This window comes from Kitasatospora aureofaciens (genome assembly GCF_019192735.1).
GTDB lineage: Bacteria > Actinomycetota > Actinomycetes > Streptomycetales > Streptomycetaceae > Kitasatospora > Kitasatospora aureofaciens_A.
In genome coordinates, this window is sequence record NZ_JAHTKP010000006.1 from 197,901 (window position 1) to 216,240 (window position 18,340).

The following is an 18,340-nucleotide window of genomic DNA, read 5'->3' on the forward strand; positions in this document are numbered from 1 at the left end:
GTGCCCTCAGACGGCCGGGGCCCCAGCGGCCCACCGCTGCACTTGAGCGTAGGTCTCGAAGCCGTAGCGACTGCCTGTCGGGGCGAATCCGGCCTTCATGAGGACGCGGCCCGAGGCAGGGTTGTCCGGGTGGTGCTTGGCATGCAATGCGGGCAGCCCGAGGTGGCCGAAGGCGAGCGCGAGGAGCCTCCGCAGGCCCTCCGTGGCGTAGCCCCGTCCCCAGGCGTCCGCCCGCAGGATGTAGCTGACGGTGGCAACCGGGCGCTCCAGGTGGAGTTTGACGACCCCCAGTAGGTCGCCGTCCACGGCGAGGCCGAGCATGTAGAGCGTGCGCGGTGTCTGTGCTGCGGACGCCACGGCGTTGCCCGCGTAGAACCGCGCCTCGGCCGCATCCATCGGGCCTCGTCCGAGGAACTTGATCGACTCCGGGCTATAGATGCGCTGAAGCGCCTCGGCGTCATCCGGGGCCAGCTCTCGCAGGTCGATCACACGCTCACCGCTGCCACGAGGTCGGCGAGTTCTTCGGCGATGGGCCGGTCAGCGGGCTCGGAGAGCAGGACTCGGCGCAGGACGGCCTGGAGTTCGGGCCAGGGCGTCTCCGCCGAGAGGGGGACGGTTCGGGAGGCGATGGCGTCCCGGAGCGCTGCTGGGCCGGCCGCGCGGTCGAGCCCGGCGGCGGCGTAGTCGAGCGGCCAGTTGCCGGTCGTACATGCCCAGAGGGTGCCTGCGAGGGCGTACACGTCCCCGGGCTGCGTCGTGTTCACCGGCTGCGGGCCGGTGGAGATCCGAGCGGCCAGCTCGGGGGACGTGAGGTGGATCATCGTTCCGTCGAACGCGGTCCACGGTGTGGTCCCGATCCGACGGGACCAGGCAAAGTCGAGGAGCCGAACCCCGTGCTCGGTGTGGACGCCGTGCTGAGGCTGGATGTCGCCGTGCACCCATCCGTCAGCGTGAAGGCAGCCCACCGCGCGGCACAGGTCGACTGCGGCTGCCAGGGCCCGGGACCGGTCGGCTTCGCCCTTCCGGAGCGGCTGGAAGACCTTCCAGGTGGACGGCCCGGCCAGCCACGGAGTGACGTACCAGACGCCGTCGCCGAAGCGGCCGGCAGTCACGGTGTAACCCGGGAGCTGGTCCAGCACGGCGGCCTCGCGGGCGGTGACCTCGGCAGCGTCGCCAGTTCCGACCTTGATGCTCACTGCGGCGCGCGGGCCGGTGGCCTTCCAGACGGCCGAGCCGCGCCGGTCGCTGATCTCCTCCAGCTCGACCGGTCCGCAGACGGCCTCCGCGGCCTTCAGGGCGTCTGCGGCCTCGGGAGTGAACTCGCCCATTCTCGTACTGCCTTCCATTCGCAAGGGATGTGCTCGAAGACGTTTCGCCCCTCGTCCTTCGCCACGGCCACCGCCGCCGCGAGGTCGGGCGTGTCCATCAGGAACTGCGGGTCCAGGGGCCGGACGGCTGCTCGCACCGGGAGGAACGAGAAGGGCGGCGGCGGGATGCTCCGGCCGCCCCTGTCCGACTCCACAGCACCCAGGGCGAACTTGCCGAACATCACGCCGACAGGCCCGTACAGGTTCTTCAACGCCCAGTGCGGCCAGGCCATCAGTTCACGGTGATCAGCATCGGCGCAGTGCCCGAGGAGCACCACGTTCTCGCACGCCAGTAGACCGTTGGGCCGGGTCATGAGCGGGCGGACCCACTCCGCAGCCTGCACGCCCGCGTAGAACAAAGCTGCTTCGACCTCGTACCGGTGCGCGCCCGGGACGATCTCATAGACGGTCCACCCGGTCATTCCGCGTGCCGTTGACGGTTCGAGGAACGGGCAGTGCTCGTACAACGCGGCGAGGTAGCTGCCCACGTCCGCGCTGATCGGGTTCTCCGACCGGGCCTCGGTGAGGCGGAGCGCCCCGGCGATCAGCCGGGGCGCTCCGCCGGATGGTGCAGTGATCACCGGGCGGTCTTCGCGGGGACCAGGTCGTCTCCGTCCCCCGGGGCGGGCGAGCAGTCCCACTCCGCCCAGACCTCACCCGAGTTGCGGTAGCGGGCCAGGGCCTCGGAGTTGACTGCGCCGTCCGCGTTGGTGAACCAGATCTCGGGCAGCGGGCCGTACGCCTCCTCGTAGGCGCTCACCCAGGAGATGAAGCCGGTGCCCTTGTTCTCGACGTGGGCGAGCTTGCGGCCGGCGCGCGGCGGTGAAGGCGTCGTACGCGTCCGGGTCGGTCGCGAGCTGGTGCCACGCGGAGTCGATGGCGGCGGAGAACATCTCCGGCGCGGCCTGGCCGGCGTCGATCCGACGCGCGGCGATCGTGAAGAACTTGCCCAGCTCGTCCAGCTCGCCGCCGGACTTGATGGCCGTGTTCACGGGCCCCTCCAAACAGGGTTGACGCTGCTCGACCGGACGGCCGAGCAGCGGTGCAGTGGTGCTCCTTCGCCGAGGTGGCGGGTGCGTGATAGACCGTAAGGAGGTGGCTACGGACGGTGCCATAATCTTGCACCGTCTTGCACGGATTCACCCAAGAGAGGCTATGGCCTGCTCAATCAGCGCCCTGGCCTGCGGGCCGTGGACCGCCATGGAGGAGAGGATCTTGAAGGCCTTCGAGTACGCGGCGATCTCGCCGGGCGTTGTGATCTTGAGGACGGCGGTCAACAGCTCGGCGTCCACCTGGCGATCATCGAACATGTAGAAGGCTTCGAGCGGCCACATGGTGCGTGGCGCGTTGAAGGGGATCACCCCGAGACTGACACGGGGCAAGACCATGACGTCGAGCAGGTGGCGCAACTGATCCAGCATGGCTTCAGCGTCGCCGAGGGGGTAACGCAGGACGGCCTCTTCCAGAACGAACGCGAACGTCCGGTTCCCCTGGTAGAGGTAGCGCCCGCGTTGAAGCCGACTGTCCACGGCGTCCTCAACATCGTTGGGCGTGTCCTGGAAAGCCGTGATGGTGCTCATCAACGCACGGGCGTAGTCGCGGCGCTGGACGATCCCGGGCATGACGTTGGAGCAGTACATCCGGATCTGGCGGCTGTTCTCAAACAGCGGCAGGATCGCGTCCTGGGCGTGCTTCATCCCAGTCCTGTGCAGCCGCTTCCACTGGACGTACATCTCGTCGGCCGCGCGGCTTGCGGCGATCAGGTCTGCGGCTTGGTCCTCCGCGCCGCAGGCTGCGCACCATCGGTGAATGTCGTCGGCGGACGGCGGCGTCTTGGCGTGCGCGATGCGCGACACCTTTGATTCGCTGAACCCCGTGCGGAGGGCCAGATCATGCCCTGACAGGCCGGCGTCCTGCCGCAGGTCTCTCAACCTCTTGGCAATGGTCTCGCGGGCACTCTGGGCACTGGACGAAGGCGAAAGGGGCATGATCTGGCAGTCCTGCGTCTGACGGTCAGACGGTGAACTTCTCGTGCTCGACGCCGCGCTCCCACACCGCTTCGAAGGCCGTGGCGCACAGCGCGATCACAGTAGGATCTTCCGAGTACTGCGGTTCCAGCGCGACACCCGGACCGTCGAACAGGTTGAAACGGACGGCCCGGTGGTCCACCAACCAGAAGTCGTTGCCGGGCAAGGCGAGCGTCGAAGCCTCGCTTCGGGGAAGCCAGCGCACCTGCTCGCCGATGGCCAGGTTCACGCTCGTGATGTGGTGCTCGTACCGCACGTACTCCGCCACCGGGACCGAGACGACGCGGGCGCGCTTCACCTCCACCCCCCGGGCGACGGCACGGCGAACCAGGTCGCTCCACCCATGCCAGTACTCGGAGTCGGGGTCCACATCGACGGCTTCACCGCGGCGCCACTTTGCCAGCTCCGTGGCCTCCTCTGCGACGCTGTATTGATCACGCAGTTCCAGGTGGACCGCCGAAACCTGCGCCGAGTCCAGCAGTTCAGCGAAGCTCGGAACGTTCTGCGTCATCGCACGCCTTCCTGAGAATCGGCACCATCCGGGCCGGAATCCGAATCACTGCCTCGTGAGCGGGGATCGTGTTGTCGTGGTCCGGGCCGTGGCCGGCCGCGAGCACGCCGGCGATCGACTCCTCGTCGGCCGTGTAGCTCTGAACCAGCAAGCCCCCGTTCCCCTCATCCACCCACACGGTAGGACTGTTGCCCTGGCCGGTCTCCGGGTCGATACCCACGAACCGTATCTGCATGACCACCCCTCCAGTCACCTCGCTTGCGTGGGCTTGCATGGTCGTTGGTGCCAGAACCAGCATTGCCCGCATGCGGGCGGTCTGTCAGCCGAATCTGCCGCATCGCGGTGGCCGCTGCCGTACAACCGGGTCCTGTACGGGTTACTCCGTCGTGACGGCGGACGCGGTCTGCGCCCGGCCGACGGCGCTGAGGACTGCCTTTACGCCGGCCGTGAGCACCGAACTGTCCCGGCCGACGCCCCAGACCACCTCGCCCCCGACCCTTGCCTCTACATAGGCAACCGCGTCCGGGCCTTTACCGACCGCGTGTTCGCTGAAGTGCAGGATGTCGACCCGCAGCGCGTCGGCGACGGCGTCCAGCGGGCCGACGCCCTCGCCCCGCCGGCCGTTCACCTCGGCCCAGTCGTCCCCCACCGTCCACGTCCACTCCGGCGCCGCGTCCAGGTACTCGGCGCGGAACAGCTCGTACAGCTCCTCGCCCGTCACTTCGCGCCCGCTGTCGTCGGTCGCCTCCTGCACCACCCGCGAGAACTCGATCTGCAGCCGCCGAGGCAGCTCCAGCCCGTGTCCGGCCTGCAGCAGGTACGCGATTCCCCCCTTCCCGGACTGACTGTTGACCCGGATCACCGCCTCGTAGTCCCGCCCCAGATCCGCCGGGTCGATCGGCAGGTACGGCACCGACCACGGCGCCTCCCGCTCCGGGACGCCCAACTCGGCCGCCACCTTGGCATGGTGGGCGAAGCCCTTCTTGATGGCATCCTGGTGGGTGCCGGAGAAGGCGGTGTGGACCAGGTCCCCGACATACGGATGCCGCTCGTGGACCGGCAGGCGGTTGCAGTGCTCCACCGTCCGCCGGATCTCGTCGATGTCCGAGAAGTCGAGCATCGGGTCGACTCCCTGTGTGTGCAGGTTCAGCGCCAGCGTCACCAGGTCCACGTTCCCCGTCCGCTCGCCGTTGCCGAACAGGCAGCCCTCCACCCGCTGCGCGCCGGCCAGCACCGCCAGTTCCGCGCAGGCGACGCCCGTTCCCCGGTCGTTGTGCGGGTGGACGGAGAGGATCACCGACTCCCGCCGCTCCAAATACCGGTGCATGTACTCGATCTGGTCGGCGTAGACGTTGGGGGTCGCGATCTCGACGGTGGCGGGCAGGTTGTGGATCACCGGTCGGTCAGGGCTCGCGTCCCACAGGGCGGTGATGCCGTTGCAGACCTCCAGGACGTAGTCCGGTTCGGTCAGGTTGAACACCTCGGGCGAGAACTCGAACCGCACCCCGGGCCGGCCTTCGGCCCGCCGGGCCATGTGTGCTGCGGCTTCGACGATCAGCGCGCGCATCTCCTCCCGGCTGCGGCCGAGGACGACGTCCCGCCACAGAGGCGCGGTGGCGGTGTAGAGGTGGACGACGACCCGGGGCAGGCCCTCGATCGCTTCGAAGGTGCGGTCGATGAGGTCCGCCCGCGCCGCCGTGAAGACGACGATGGTGACGTCCTCCGGCACCGCGCCGGGCACGGTCGCCAGCTGCCGGACGAAGTCGAAGTCCGTCCGGCTGGCCGACGGGTAGCCGACCTCGATCTCCTTGAAGCCCATGGCCAGAAAGAGGTCGAACATCCGCTGCTTGCGCGCCGGGTCCATCGGCTCGGCGAGCGCCTGGTTGCCGTCCCGCAGGTCGACCGGCACCCAGAGCGGGGCCTTCTCGATCCGCCGGCCGGGCCAGCGCCTCATCAGCGCGGGGACGTGGACGCGCTCGTGGGCGGGGCGGTAGCGGTGGGAGGGCATGGCGCCGCCGCGCTGGGGGTTCCAGGCCGGGGCGCCGGCCGGAACGGGGCCGGCGGGGGTGCGCAGGGTCGGGAATTGCGTGGTCGGGAATCGCATGTGGAGTCCTCGGGCAGGTACCGGTGACCGGCAGGACGGCGCCCCGCAGCGGGGTGCCGGTCCGGTCAGACCCCGCTGCGGCCACCAAGAAGAAGGCCACCCAGAAGGAGACTCTGCGGCTGCATGCCGGGTACAGTAACCGCGAAGCAACTCCTCAGACAACCTGACAGGTGACCGCGATGCCCCCGCTCGGCCCCCTCCGCCCCTCCCCCCTCGCCGAACAGGCCGCCGCGCGGATCGAGGAGCAGATCACGGCCGGGCACTGGCCGGTGGGCGGCAAGCTGCCGGGCGAGGTGGCGCTGGCGAAGGAGCTGGGCGTCGGCCGCTCGACCGTCCGAGAGGCGCTGCGCGCCCTCGCCGGGGCCGGGATGGTGCAGAGCCGGCAGGGCTCGGGGGTGTTCGTGACGGCCGACCGGCCCACCGGGGACTGGGCGACCCGGCTGCGCCGGGCGGAGCTGGCGCACGTCTACGAGGTGCGGACGATGGTCGAGGTGCAGGCGGCCCGGCTGGCAGCGGCCCGCAGGACGGACGCGGACCTCGGCGCCGTCGACGCGGCACTTGCGGCCCGGTTGGCGGCGGGCACGGCGGACGACGCGACCTTCGTCGACGCGGACATCGCGCTGCACACCGCCGTGGTGGCGGCCGCTCACAATCCGGTCCTGGACGACCTTTTCGCACAGTTCGCCCCGGTCCTGAGGGAGCATCTGGTCGCACTGGTGGGACTCCTGGGGCTGCGCAGCGGGGATCCGAACCACGGTTACGACGCGCACGCCGACCTGGTCGAGGCGCTGCGCCGGGGGGACGCGGAGGATGCCGGGCGGGTGCTGGCGGCCGAGTTGGAGGCCACGCGGTCGCGCCTGCTGGACACCTGATGGCATGTCCGCGATTGGCGTCACACAGTCTTCACACTGACACCAGCGCCAGCGACTGACATCCAGTCAACCGGCTCCAACCAGGGATGCTTCGATAGCGAACAGTCAACGTCCAGGTGACATTGTGTCCAGGCCGTGTGCGACCACCGTCCAGGCAGCGAACGGGCTTTCACTCCAATCACACGATATGACTAGTATCGCCTCGTCAAAGCCCGTACCCCGGACGGCCCGGCCCGAGCGGTACCAGCCCGAGCGGTCCGGCCCGAGCGTCCGCCCGCCAGCCCCAAGGAGTCAGCTCTGCGCGCGCGTGCGAATCGGCGGCCCCCGGCGCCGAAGGCCCCCCGCAGGCGTCCGCGCCTGTCACTGCGGACGGCGCTGCTCGTCCTCGCCGTCGTCCCCAGCATCGCCCTGGCCCTGCTCTGGGCGGTCACCAGCGGGGAGACCCTCTTCTCCTTCCAGCGCCAGGCCGCCCAGGGCCTGCTCGCGCAGAAGGCCGGGCAGCCGTCCAACATCGTGTACTACAGCCTCCAGGAGGAGCGCCGCCTCAGCGCCGAGGCGCTCGCCCGGCCCGGCGCCAACACCGACCAGCTGCGCCGCCGGCGGCAGCAGACGGACGACGCGGTGCGCCAGTTCCAGACGCTCTCCGGCGAGACCGCCGACGAGGCGCCCGCCGAGGTGCGCAACGCCGTCGCCGAGGCCCGGCAGGCGATGGGCAAGCTGGCCGAGCAGCGGGCCGCCGTCGACCGCGGCGCCATCGACCAGCAGTCCCTGTACGCGTACTACACCGACCTGATCGCGGTCGACCTGCAGCTGTTCACCGCGCTCAGCCACGTCGACACCGGCGAGGTCACCTGGATCTCCAAGACCCTGGTGAACGCCTTCTGGGCCAAGGAGATGCTGGCCCGCGAGGACGCCATCCTGGCCCGCGGCTGGCCGTCCGGGCGGCTCGGCGTCGCCGACTACCAGCAGGTGCAGGAGGCGATCGGGGCGCAGGACCACCTGTTCGGCGTCCAGGTCGCGCCGTACGTCCCGGCCGGCGAGGCGCAGGCCTGGCACGACCTGATGAACAGTCCGGCCTGGCAGGCGAAGGCGGCCGTCGAGCAGGCGCTCATCAAGCCGACCGCCGCCGAGCCGGGCGGGGCCACCGTCAAGCTGCCGCCGTCCCAGGACCAGTGGCGCCAGGCCGTCGACCAGCTCACCCCACAGCTGGTCAAGGCGATCGAGACCCGCACCGCCGGTGTGGTCGAGGTCGGCAAGGGCACCATCCTCTCCCTGCTCACCACCGTCGTCCTGACCAGCGTCGTCGGTCTGATCACGGTCGTCGCGGTGGTCATCGCGAGCTGGCGGCTGAGCCGCTCGCTGCGCCGCCGGATCAAGGAACTCCAAACCCAGGCCGAGGAGTTGGAGCGCACCCTGCCCGAGGTGGTGGAGCGGCTCGGACGCGGCGAGCAGGTCGACGTGGAGGCCGAGGCCGGGGCCGTCACGACCGGCCCACCGACCCCGAACGGCAGCGGAACCGACGAGCTGGCCCGCCTCGGCCAGGCGCTCAACCTCGCCCGCACCTCCGCCCTGGAGACCGCCGTCCGGCAGGCCGAGCAGCACCGCGGCTTCGAGCGACTGCTCCAGCGCATCGCCCGCCGCACCCAGCTGCTGATCGGCCGCCAGCTGCGCAAGCTGGACGAGCTGGAGCGCAGGCACGAGGACCCGGAGGTGCTGGAGGGCCTGTTCGACCTCGACCACCTCACCGCCCGCCTGCGCCGCTACGAGGAGAACCTGGTCATCATGGCCGGCGGCCAGCCGCAGCGGCGCTGGCGCAAGCCCGTCCCGCTGCTGGACGTGCTGCGCGCCGCGCAGGGCGAGGTGCAGGACTACCGCCGCATCATGGTGGACGTCGAGGGCCACCCCTGGCTCTCCGAGCGGGCGGTCGGGCCGGTCGCGCACGTGCTCGCCGAACTGATGGAGAACGCCACCACCTTCTCCAAGCCGCCGACGCCGGTCGAGGTCCGGGCCGCCATGGTCGGGCGCGGGCTCGCCGTGGAGATCGAGGACCGCGGCCTCGGCATGGACCCCGAGCAGTACGACGCGGCCAACGAGCTGATGAGCCGCCCGCCCGCGCGGATCGACGTGCTGGAGCGCGGGGACGACATCCGCCTCGGCTTCCACGTGGTCTCCCGGCTGGCCGCCAACACCGGGCTGAAGATCGAGTTCCGGCCGTCGGCCTTCGGCGGCACCCGGGTGGTCGTGCTCGTCCCGGCCGAGCTGGTCATCGACGGCGACGCCGGGCTGCCGGACGTCGCCGCCACCGCCGCGGCCGCAACCGCCGAGCCGATCCCGCTGGTGCGGCGCTCACGCAAGGCGCTGCTGACGGCCTCCGACGAGGCGCCCGCGACGGAGCGGCCGGGGCAGCCGGTCGCTCCCGTGGACGCCTTCGGGGCGGCGGCCGTCCGGGCCCGTCCGGAACTCCCGGCCCCTGCCGTGGCGTTCGGACACGTCGAGTACGTCCGCCCGCTCGCCGCCGCCCCACGCGCCGACCAGCCGATCGAGCACAGCTCCCCGGCCCCCGACGCCCCGGTGGACGAGGCGCCCTCGCACGACACCCCCGTCTACCCGGACATCGCCTACGCCCTGGTGACGGACGCGGAGGCCCCGTACGCCGACGAGCAGTACCGCCCGGCCGACCACTACCGGCTCGCCGAGCGGCGGCAGCGCCGCGAGTACACCTCCGCGGTGCCGCTCAGCCCGGCCGAGGGCGAGCAGCCGCCGCTGCCCCAGCGGATCCGCCAGGCCAGCCTGGCGGCCGAGCTGCGCGTCCCGCCGCCGCACCAGCGGGAGCGGCAGCAGGAGCACCACCAGGAGCGGCCCGCCGAGCCGCAGTCCGACGACGGCGACGGCGGCCCGTTCCAGCGCCCGGTGCGCCGCTCCGGCGCCACGATCGGCGCCTTCCAGCGCCAGTCCCGTGCCGCCCGCGCGCAGGGCGGCACCCCGGGCGGTAGCTACGGCAACTCCCAGGACAGCGGCGAGACCCCGCTCCCCCGGGCCGCCACCCCGCCGGCACCCCCCACCGCACCCGCCGGCCCCCCGACACCCGCGCCGGAACCCTCCCCCTGGGCGCCCCCGGCCGCGGACCCCCGAACCACACGAACGGATGACCAGCCATGAACCGAACGATCGCCACCCACCAGGACCTGGACTGGCTGCTGGACGGACTCGTCGACTCGGTGCCCGGGACCAGGAACGCCGTCCTGCTCTCCGACGACGGCCTGGTCGTCAGCCACTCCCGCACCATCGAGCGCGCCGACGCCGAGCGCCTGGCCGCCGTCGCCACCGGTCAGCAGAGCCTGGCCCGGGGCGTCGGCCAGCTCTTCGACGGCGGGCCGGTGCACCAGGTGATCGTCGAGCTCGCCGAGTGCTGGCTGTTCATCATCGCCGCCGCCCAGGGCACCCACCTGGCCGTCGTCGCCTCCCAGGAGGTGGACGCCGAGGTGATGTCGGTGGCCATGCACACACTGGTGCAGCAGGTCGGCCAGAAGCTCGGCACTCCGGCCCGCGGCGACGTCCCGGCCGGGCAGGCCACCCCCGGCTCCTTCGACGCCTTCGACGCCTTCGCCGCCCGCAGGCCCACCGGCAACGGGCAGGGCTGATGCGGGAGGTCCCGCCCCGGAACTCGGTCCAGCACCGGAACCACGTCCCGCACTGGAGTGACCTACCGGACGACGAGGACGGCGGGGACGACGCCGGGACGATGGTGCGCCCGTACACCATCACCCGCGGCCGCACCGCGCCCGAACGCGACGACCTCACCCTGATCACGGTGCTCACCACCGACGGGGACGAGGCCGCCCGGGCCCTGGCGCGGGGCAGCCGCGCCGGTACCCGCGGCCTCCAGCCCGAGCACCGGATGATCCTCGACCGCTGCCGGCGACCGGCCGCGGTCGCCGAGGTGGCGGCCGGCCTGGACCTTCCGGTCTCGGTCACCAAGATCCTGCTGGGCGACCTGGTCGCCCAGGGCCTGCTGCGGGCCCGGGCACCGCTCTCGGTGGCCAGGGCCTCCGGAGGCGTGGACCTCGGCCTGCTCACGGCCGTACGCGAAGGACTCCGGAGACTCTGAACCATGGCAACTCCCCCCAGCAGTGCCCCCGTTGCGCCCATCACGGCCGTCGCGCCTGTCGCGCCTGTCGCGCCCGTCGCCCCCGTCTCGCCCGCGGCCGTCAAGATCCTGATCGCGGGCGGCTTCGGCGTCGGCAAGACCACCCTGGTCGGCTCGGTCAGCGAGGTCACTCCGCTGCGCACCGAGGAGTACCTGACCAAGGCCAGCGTCGGCGTGGACGACCTGGCCGGCGTCGACCAGAAGGACACCACCACCGTCGCGCTGGACTTCGGCCGGATCACCGTCAACCCGGACCTCGTGCTCTACCTGTTCGGCACGCCCGGCCAGGAGCGCTTCTGGTTCATGTGGAACGACCTGGTCAACGGCGCCCTCGGCGGGATCGTCATCGCCGACACCCGGCGGCTGGACACCAGCTTCGCCTCCATCGACTTCTTCGAGAGCCGGCGCATCCCGTTCGTGGTCGCGATCAACTGCTTCCACGGCCACAACACCCGCACCCCCAACGAGATCCGAGCCGCGCTCGACCTCGACCCGCAGGTGCCGATGCTGCTCGGCGACGTCCGCGAGCGCGCCTTCGGCCGGGACCTGCTGCTCGCCCTGGTCGACCACCTGATGGACCTCGCCGCTGATGCCGCCGATGCTGCCGACGCCGCCGTCACCGCCGCCGTCACCGCCCCCGTCGGCTGATCCTTCGATCCTCTGGAGCCCCGTCATGACCCCACCCCTGCGCGTCCTCGTCCACGGCGGCGGCATCGGCGGGCTGACCCTCGCCACCGCCCTGGCCAAGCACGGCCACCACGTCGACGTCGCCGAACTGCGCGACGGGCTGGAGGCGTTGGGCGTCGGCATCATCCAGCCGTCCAACGCGCTGCACGTCATGCGCGAGATCGGCGTCCTGGACGCCTGCCTGGCCGCCGGCTTCGAGTGGGAGGTGCTGACCATCTGCGACCCGGCCGGCACCACCCTCGCCAAGATCCCGCAGCCCCGGATGGACGACGCCCCCTCCAGCAACGGCATCCCGCGTCCCGCCCTCGCCGAGGTGCTGAGCAGCGCCGCCACCGAGGCCGGCGCCACGCTCCGCTTCGGCACGACGATCGCCGAACTCTCCGAGGACGCCTCGGGCGTGGACGTCACTCTCACTGACGGGCACAGCGGCCGCTACGACCTCGTGGTCGGATTCGACGGCATCGGCTCGCCGCTGCGCAAGCGCCTGTACGGGGAGAAGTACGCCCCCGAGTACACCGGCTTCGCCAACTGGCGTGTCACGCTGCCGCGTTCGCCCGAGGTGCAGGGCGTGGTGATGTCCGCCGGAAACCTGAGGGCGAAGGCGCTGCTCACCCCGATCAGCAATGAACTCATGTACCTGGGCTCGGTGTTCGCCGAGGCCGAGGACTTCCGCCCCGACCCGGAGCGCGCCCACGAGCAGCTCGCCGAGCGCCTGGCCGGGTTCGGCGGACCGATCGCCGAGGCTCTCGCCCAGGTCACCGACCCGGCCGCCGTCGTCTACTCGCGCATCTCCCAGGTGACGGTCGAGGAGCCCTGGCACGTCGGCCGCATCGTCCTCGCCGGCGACGCCGCACACGCCGGCACCCCGCACCTCGCCCAGGGCGCCGCCATGGCCGTCGAGGACGCGCTCGTCCTGGCCCGGAGCCTCGACGCCGCCGACTCCGTCCCCGCCGCCCTGACCGCCTGGGAGGAGCGCCGCCGCCCGCGCGCCATGTGGGTGCAGGCGCTGTCCCGCGCGATCCTCAAGCAGGAGACCGGCACCCCCACCACCCCGGAGGAGGACGAACTGCTGAAGGTCGGCATCCCCGGCGCCGCGCACGTCCTCATCAAGCCGTACTGAGCCTCAGCGAGGTGCGATCCCGTGGCGGCGCTGCCACACCGCTGCCGAGATGCGCGCCACCAGGCGGGCGGCCGGGTCTGCGACGTCCTCGCCCGAGGCGAGCAGGCCGCTGTAACAGACGGCGATCAGGTACGGCGGGCAGTCCCCGGGGTGGACGAGCCCCACGCTGTGGCGCGCCCCGGCGACCCAGCCGTTCTTGAACGCGATCCGGGTGCCCGGCGGCAGCCCGGCGGCGAGGTCCACCCGGAACGCGTTCCGTTCCAGGAGCGCCAGCATGTCCCCGTCCAGGGATCGCAGCAGCCGTACCAGGTCCCGCGCGCTCACGAGGTTGTCGACGCCCGCATCGCGCGCCGCGTGGTCCTCGATCCCGCGCGGGCTCGCACTGCGCGTCGCCCCGGCCCGACGCCAGACCTCCGCCACCGCCTCGTGGCCGACGGCGGCGAGGCACAGGTTGGTGGCGAGGTTCGACGAGTGCGTGATCATCCGCTCGGCGAGCGTGCGCAGCGGCGCCGTCCCGCCCAGCAGCTCCCAGGGCAGCGGATCGCCGTCCCCGTCCCGGGAGTTGCCGAACTCCCCGCCCACCGCCGACGCGAACCGGTTGACCACCGGCACCTCGGTGTCCAGGTCCACACCACTCCGGTGCAGCGCCGCCAGCACGGCCACCTTCATCGTGCTCGCCGCATAGTGCAACTCGTCCGGCGCCCGCACGAACACGGGCTCACCACTCCCCCACGGGGCCACCACCACAGACAACATGCCGACCTCCGTTCCCGACCCCGACGACGGGCAAACCCGGGCGGCTACTGCGGAGGGTCGGTGGGCTGCGGGAACGAGAACTTCTTCTCCTCGATCGCGGCGATCCGATAGGTGCCGTCGGACTGCCGCTGCATCCTCAGCCGGCCGAAGAACGATGTGGCCGCCTGGGACCAGCCGTCCGCCGCCCAGTATCCGCAGGTGACCGAGACCTCCAGCCCGACCGCATCCCCGGTGAGATAGCCGGGCCGGTCCTTCGTCCCTTCGAGCGGCGCCGCCGACACCCACTGGGCCACCGACCACCCCTGATGGACCGTCACCTCGGGCGGCCATCCCCCGCCATCCGGGGAGAGCGGGTTCAAACCCCCGCCGCTGTCCGCGAGTTCGCGCGTCAGATACCTGCGCACCCTCGGCAGGACGGCCGCCGGCCCGGTGTCCCCGCCACCGGTGTCGATGCTGCCGGACGTGACCGCCCACGCGATCGCCACGGACTCCGCGTCGCGCTCGTCCACCGTCAGCGGCGGCGTCGCCGCCGTCGGCCGCTTCGCCGGATCGGTCGCCGGTACGGCGGTGAAGGTGAAGCCGGGGGGAGCGCCGCCCACCGCCGTTCTCGGGATCACCTGCTCCTCCTGGTCGTAGCACGGGTTGCACCGCGTCGGCGCGCCGTGGGACGCGGCATAGCTGGTCTCCCACCCCTGGCCCCGGTTCCAGAGCGCGTTGGTGCGCTCGCCGCGCACGCCGGAGATGTGGAACGGGCGGTCGCCGTCCTTGAGCGTCCAGGTGTGGTGCTCGCCGTCGACCGAGCCCTCGACCGTGATCACGTAGTCGTAGCTGTGTCGGGTCGCGAGCACGGAGAGGTTGATCAGCTCGGGCTTCCGGTCCTCCAGGTAGAGGTACTTGTCGGAGAAGTACGGTGCGAACGAGACCGGGCCGGCGCTGCTGATCAGCGCGACCCGGTCGTCGGAGTCCAGGTCGACGCCGAGGTCGATCTTCTCGCCCTCCCCCTGCTCGCTGCAGTTCACGACCGTGCCGGGCAGCGGGTCGCCGGGCGTGCCGACGACGGTGGCCCGCAGCCCCTCGATCGCCACGGTGTGCCCGTTGCCTACCATCTCGACCGTGAGCGCGGACTGTCCCACGTCCGTCCCGCCCTGCGCGTGGAGCCACGTCCGCGTGGCGGGGCAGCCCGTGGCGGGCGGGAGGTCGCTCGGTCGGACGGCCTTGGGGAGGACCACGGTGATGTGGGCATCGCGGTGCCCCGGCTCCTGGCGGGCACTGAGCTTCGGCCCTTCGGCCCCGCCCGTGGCGTGCAGGGCGTAGTAGGTCGTACCGGCGCCCACCAGCGCCATCGCGCTCGCGACGGCCACCAGCATGCGCAGGTGGCCGCGCAGGCTCTCCACCACGGAGACCCTGCCGCCCATGACCACGTTGCCGTGGATGGTCCCGCCGCTGATCGTGTTCCGCGTGTCGTCCCGATCGTTCATCCCCCACCCCGCCCGACGACGCTTCCGGGCACCAACAGTGCAGTCCCCGGCGGGCAAAGGGAAGACCCCCGGTGGAAGGGCTTCCGCCGGGGGTCTTCGTGGACTTGACGATATGTCAGCTGCTTGGGCGCGGGGACGGCAGCGTGGCCGAGCCCGTCAGGAGGGGCCACTCGCGGTGGAAGGGGGGCAGGGGGAGCTTGCCCTCGATGATCGGGGTGCCGAAGATCTTCAGGTGGGCGGTCAGTGCGCCATTGAGGTCGATGCCGCCGACCACGGACCAACTGCCTTGGGCCTGCGGGGCGTTTCCGGGGACGTCCGCCGAGAGGGAGCCTTCGGCCCGGGCGCTCAGGTAGGGGGCGACGGTGGTCTCGACGCCGACGGTGTCGTAGAGGCCGATGCTGGCCTCGGCGCCGAGGGCGGCGCGGACGCCGGCCTTGCCGTTCAGGCGCAGGTGGACCGGGCTGACCTTGGTGTCGGCCGCGTCGGTGAGCGGGCTCCAGCCCTTGCCGCCGGTGTAGTCGGCGCGGACGGACCAGGTGCCGGTGGCCTCCTGCTCGGCTTCCACGTGCACCTGGCCGTCGGCGCTGATCTCCAGGTAGCAGGTCAGGCCGAGGTTGACGACGACGGGCAGGCCCGCGACCGTCAGCACCGGGCTGGCCTGCAGCTTCGCGAAGGGCAGCCGGACGGGCGCCGCGCCGGTGCTGCGGGAAAGGTCGCCGGTGACCTTCCACTGCGCGTGGGCGCCGAGGTCGAAGCCGATGGACGCGGTGCGCGGGCTACCGGCGGCGGCGCCGTGGTAGGCGAAGTGGACGGCCGGGTGGAGCTGGAGGGAGCCGGTGGCGGCCACGCTCGCGCCCTCGGGGAGCGGGATCGGGGCGTTGACGTCGACCTCCAGCGTGCCGGAGGCGTCGGCCTTCACGCCGCCGAGGTCCGCGCCGATGCTCGCCTTGAGGTCCTTGACCAGCGGGGTGACCTTGATGCCGTGCGGGTCGACGGCGACCTTGCCGTCCGCCTCGGTGCCGCCGAGCAGTTCGGCGAGGGTCGCGGGGCGGGTGGCGAGCTTGATGCTGTCGCCGGCGCCCGGCTGGACCGCGGTGACGGCGACGAGCGCGCCCTGCGGTGCGGCGGCGGTGGGCGGGCTGGCGATCAGCGCGCCGGGCTGGACGGCTGCGGCGGCGCTCGCGGTGGCGCTCGGCGTGGCGCTTCCAGTGGCGGACGGCGTTGCGCTCGGCGTCGCGCTCGGCGCCGCCGAGGGAGCCGGGGCGGACGACAGAACCGCCGCCCCGCCCGCCGGGTCGTACGCCGTGAGCTGCAGGTTCTTCGCCGTCGCGGTGACCGCGCCGCCGTCCTTGCCCGGCGTGCCGATGGCGGCCTGCTGGGCCCCGGCCGGGGCGGCCGTGACGGGCGCAGAGGCGGACGGCCGCGCGCTGGGCGCGGCGGCGGGTGTGGTGGTGCGGGGGCGGGGTGCGCCGGAGGGTTGGGCGGCGGTGGCCGGGCCGGTGCCGGTCGCCGCAGCCGCGACCGGGGTGGTGGCCGGCTCGGTGGCCGCCTGCGGGGTACCGGGGGACGTCGGCCCGCACGCGGCGACCCCGGTCAGGACGAGGGTGAGGAGGGCGGGGCGCACGGCCCTGCCTATGGAGCTTTTGAACACGCGGCGTCATGTTACTGACGGGGAATAACTTTGTCGAAGACAGGCCAAGTCGCGCGGGACGACAGGCCAGGTCGCGCGGGAAGGCAGGCCAGGTCGCGCGGGAAGACAAGCCAAGTGAAGACAGGCCACGTCACCCGGAACGACCGGCCCGGGCCAGCCGCGGCGCCGGGAGCCGATCCACCACCAGCGGGCGGACGTCCGCCGGCGCCGCCAGCTCCTCCAGGTACCGCGCCCGCGGCAGCGGCACGGCCCCGAGGCTGCGGATGTGCGGCCCGTCCCACTGCGCGTCGAGGAGCCGCCCCCCGGCCGCCGCGAAGCGCGCCGTGAGGTCGGCGACGGCGACGCGGGCGGCGGTGGAACATCGAGTCGAGGCTCACCCACGCCGACCTCGGCGTCGGCATCGCCATCGACGACTTCGGGACGGGCTACTCGTCGCTCTCCTACCTGCGCGAGTTCCCCATCTCGATCCTGAAAATCGACAAGTCGTTCATCGACGGCCTGGGCGCCTCCCAGCAGCAGTACGCCCTCGTCGACGGCATCGCCCGCATCGCCGACATCCTGGGCGTCCAGGTCATCGCCGAGGGCATCGAACACCCCGAACAACGCGACCTCCTGGCCGCCATGGGCTGCCCCCTCGGCCAGGGCTACCTCTTCGCCCACCCCCTCACCCCGGACCAGGCCCGCACCCTCGTCCGCGACGCCACGTACGAGCCTGCGTGAGCCCTCCGCTGAACCTTCTGAGCGGCGGTCGAGCATCCTCGACCGCCGCTGGTGTCCTTCCGCGTCTGTCCGGCTACTTGACGGGGTGCGGGTGGCCGAGCCCTCCCGGCCACCGCCACCACGCGTCCGGCTCAGGCCACCGAGCGAGAGCCGGGCGAAGAATCGTCGGCCGGGCAGTCGTCATGCGCAGTGAACACGAACTCCGAGGTGTCGCCGTCCAGGTCGATGGTCAGCGACGCGTCCAGCGCCTTGGCCAGGCGTGTGAGCAGTGGCAGCGTGGGCACCGAGTCACCGCCCTCGATGTTCGAGATCTGCGGCTGCGTCATCCCGGCCCGCCGCGCCAGCTCGGCCTGCGACAACCCGAGTTCGGTGCGCCGGTCGTAGACGGCCTGGCCGAGCGCGAACGCATACCCGGCCTCGACGTACGCGGCGGACTCCGCGACCGGCTCTCTCAGGAGCTTCCTGGCCCCTCTGGTCTTCCACTGCGAGTGGTTCACGGCCTCTCCTCCTTGCTCCGGTCGTAGTCGTGCTGCGCGGGGCCGTGGTCGGCTTCTCAGACCTTCTGCGCCTGCCGAGCGCGCTCGATCTCTTCGGTCTCGCGCTGCTTCGTCTTGCGGAACACCGTCAACAGGACGATCCGCCGCAGCGGCGCCAGCCAGTACGTGATGCGTACGGCACTTCCGTCCATGATGAAGCGCAGCTCACGCACCTTTCCGCCGAGGTGCCGCGCGTAGGGCTCACCCAGCGTAGTTGGCTGCGCAGCCAGCATGTCTGCCGCCCGCTCCACCTTGTCGTACTGGGCGTCGGCCAGAAGATCCAACCGCTGGCGGACTTCGGGCTCGATCTCGATCTCGATCTGCCACGGATCGCTCACGGGTTCAGTATATAGATATCTGTATA

At 71.9% G+C, this 18,340-nt stretch carries 19 protein-coding genes and 2 pseudogenes; 7 read left to right on the forward strand and 14 right to left on the reverse strand.

Going from position 1 to position 18,340, the window contains the following annotated elements; all coding sequences use genetic code 11:
* Positions 1 to 6: 6 nt before the first annotated feature.
* From KV557_RS09400 to KV557_RS09435, 8 genes are all read right to left on the reverse strand, one after another.
* On the reverse strand, positions 7 to 489 hold the full coding sequence (locus KV557_RS09400; protein ID WP_218199314.1) for a GNAT family N-acetyltransferase: 483 nt from the start codon (positions 487 to 489) through the stop codon (positions 7 to 9).
* Positions 486 to 1,328 carry a serine/threonine-protein kinase gene (locus KV557_RS09405; RefSeq protein ID WP_218199315.1) on the reverse strand — a complete coding sequence of 281 codons (843 nt, stop codon included), beginning with the start codon at positions 1,326 to 1,328 and terminating at the stop codon, positions 486 to 488. The genes KV557_RS09400 and KV557_RS09405 overlap by 4 nt, the downstream gene beginning before the upstream one ends.
* A complete protein-coding gene (locus tag KV557_RS09410; RefSeq protein ID WP_308129821.1) occupies positions 1,292 to 1,948 on the reverse strand; it encodes a hypothetical protein in 657 nt (218 codons plus the stop codon). The genes KV557_RS09405 and KV557_RS09410 overlap by 37 nt, the downstream gene beginning before the upstream one ends.
* Positions 1,945 to 2,127 (reverse strand): hypothetical protein, encoded by a 183-nt coding sequence (locus tag KV557_RS42415; protein WP_256177149.1) that lies wholly within the window; start codon positions 2,125 to 2,127, stop codon positions 1,945 to 1,947. Before KV557_RS42415 ends, KV557_RS09410 begins: the two co-directional genes overlap by 4 nt.
* Before the next feature lie 379 nt (positions 2,128 to 2,506).
* The gene (locus KV557_RS09420; protein ID WP_218199316.1) at positions 2,507 to 3,355 is read right to left on the reverse strand and encodes a helix-turn-helix domain-containing protein; all 849 of its coding nucleotides are present in this window, start codon (positions 3,353 to 3,355) and stop codon (positions 2,507 to 2,509) included.
* A 25-nt stretch (positions 3,356 to 3,380) separates the two neighbouring features.
* Positions 3,381 to 3,905: a DUF6879 family protein gene (locus tag KV557_RS09425; RefSeq protein ID WP_218199317.1), complete on the reverse strand. Its 525-nt coding sequence runs from the start codon at positions 3,903 to 3,905 to the stop codon at positions 3,381 to 3,383.
* Positions 3,877 to 4,140: a hypothetical protein gene (locus tag KV557_RS09430; RefSeq protein WP_218199318.1), complete on the reverse strand. Its 264-nt coding sequence runs from the start codon at positions 4,138 to 4,140 to the stop codon at positions 3,877 to 3,879. Before KV557_RS09430 ends, KV557_RS09425 begins: the two co-directional genes overlap by 29 nt.
* A 141-nt stretch (positions 4,141 to 4,281) precedes the next feature.
* Positions 4,282 to 6,009, reverse strand: coding sequence for a 2-isopropylmalate synthase (locus tag KV557_RS09435; RefSeq protein WP_256177150.1), 1,728 nt, complete (start codon positions 6,007 to 6,009; stop codon positions 4,282 to 4,284).
* A 179-nt stretch (positions 6,010 to 6,188) separates the two neighbouring features.
* On the opposite strand from KV557_RS09435, the gene KV557_RS09440 reads away from it, so the two are divergent.
* The 6 genes from KV557_RS09440 to KV557_RS09465 all read left to right on the forward strand — a co-directional run bounded on the left by KV557_RS09440 (position 6,189) and on the right by KV557_RS09465 (position 12,835).
* On the forward strand, positions 6,189 to 6,881 hold the full coding sequence (locus KV557_RS09440; RefSeq protein WP_218199395.1) for a FadR/GntR family transcriptional regulator: 693 nt from the start codon (positions 6,189 to 6,191) through the stop codon (positions 6,879 to 6,881).
* A gap of 513 nt (positions 6,882 to 7,394) precedes the next feature.
* Positions 7,395 to 10,040 carry a sensor histidine kinase gene (locus KV557_RS09445; RefSeq protein WP_308129822.1) on the forward strand — a complete coding sequence of 882 codons (2,646 nt, stop codon included), beginning with the start codon at positions 7,395 to 7,397 and terminating at the stop codon, positions 10,038 to 10,040.
* Complete coding sequence (locus KV557_RS09450; protein ID WP_218199319.1) at positions 10,037 to 10,522, forward strand: roadblock/LC7 domain-containing protein; 486 nt, start codon at positions 10,037 to 10,039, stop codon at positions 10,520 to 10,522. The genes KV557_RS09445 and KV557_RS09450 overlap by 4 nt, the downstream gene beginning before the upstream one ends.
* Positions 10,523 to 10,623: 101 nt before the next feature.
* Positions 10,624 to 10,989, forward strand: coding sequence for a DUF742 domain-containing protein (locus KV557_RS09455; protein ID WP_256177176.1), 366 nt, complete (start codon positions 10,624 to 10,626; stop codon positions 10,987 to 10,989).
* Positions 10,990 to 10,992: 3 nt separating this feature from the next.
* Entirely contained in the window at positions 10,993 to 11,676 is a 684-nt protein-coding gene (locus KV557_RS09460) for a GTP-binding protein (RefSeq protein WP_218199321.1), read from the forward strand.
* A gap of 25 nt (positions 11,677 to 11,701) precedes the next feature.
* Positions 11,702 to 12,835, forward strand: coding sequence for an FAD-dependent monooxygenase (locus KV557_RS09465; RefSeq protein WP_218199322.1), 1,134 nt, complete (start codon positions 11,702 to 11,704; stop codon positions 12,833 to 12,835).
* 3 nt (positions 12,836 to 12,838) lie between these two features.
* On the opposite strand, the gene KV557_RS09470 is transcribed toward KV557_RS09465, so the two are convergent.
* The 4 genes and pseudogenes from KV557_RS09470 to KV557_RS44830 form a co-directional block, all read right to left on the reverse strand.
* Positions 12,839 to 13,591 (reverse strand): serine hydrolase, encoded by a 753-nt coding sequence (locus KV557_RS09470; RefSeq protein WP_218199323.1) that lies wholly within the window; start codon positions 13,589 to 13,591, stop codon positions 12,839 to 12,841.
* A gap of 44 nt (positions 13,592 to 13,635) precedes the next feature.
* On the reverse strand, positions 13,636 to 15,069 hold the full coding sequence (locus KV557_RS09475; protein WP_218199324.1) for a hypothetical protein: 1,434 nt from the start codon (positions 15,067 to 15,069) through the stop codon (positions 13,636 to 13,638).
* A gap of 115 nt (positions 15,070 to 15,184) precedes the next feature.
* Positions 15,185 to 16,720 (reverse strand): hypothetical protein, encoded by a 1,536-nt coding sequence (locus KV557_RS09480; protein ID WP_218199325.1) that lies wholly within the window; start codon positions 16,718 to 16,720, stop codon positions 15,185 to 15,187.
* A 253-nt stretch (positions 16,721 to 16,973) separates the two neighbouring features.
* Positions 16,974 to 17,072 (reverse strand): annotated as a pseudogene (locus KV557_RS44830) (leucyl/phenylalanyl-tRNA--protein transferase); the annotation flags it as partial.
* A gap of 53 nt (positions 17,073 to 17,125) precedes the next feature.
* Here KV557_RS44830 and KV557_RS42420 point away from each other — a divergent pair.
* Positions 17,126 to 17,323, forward strand: a pseudogene (locus KV557_RS42420) (EAL domain-containing protein); the annotation flags it as partial.
* A gap of 248 nt (positions 17,324 to 17,571) precedes the next feature.
* Here the strand turns inward: KV557_RS42420 and KV557_RS09490 are convergent.
* Together KV557_RS09490 and KV557_RS09495 are read right to left on the reverse strand one after the other, a co-directional pair.
* Entirely contained in the window at positions 17,572 to 17,937 is a 366-nt protein-coding gene (locus tag KV557_RS09490) for a helix-turn-helix domain-containing protein (protein WP_218199326.1), read from the reverse strand.
* A 56-nt stretch (positions 17,938 to 17,993) separates the two neighbouring features.
* On the reverse strand, positions 17,994 to 18,314 hold the full coding sequence (locus KV557_RS09495; protein WP_218199327.1) for a type II toxin-antitoxin system RelE/ParE family toxin: 321 nt from the start codon (positions 18,312 to 18,314) through the stop codon (positions 17,994 to 17,996).
* Positions 18,315 to 18,340 lie beyond the last annotated feature (26 nt).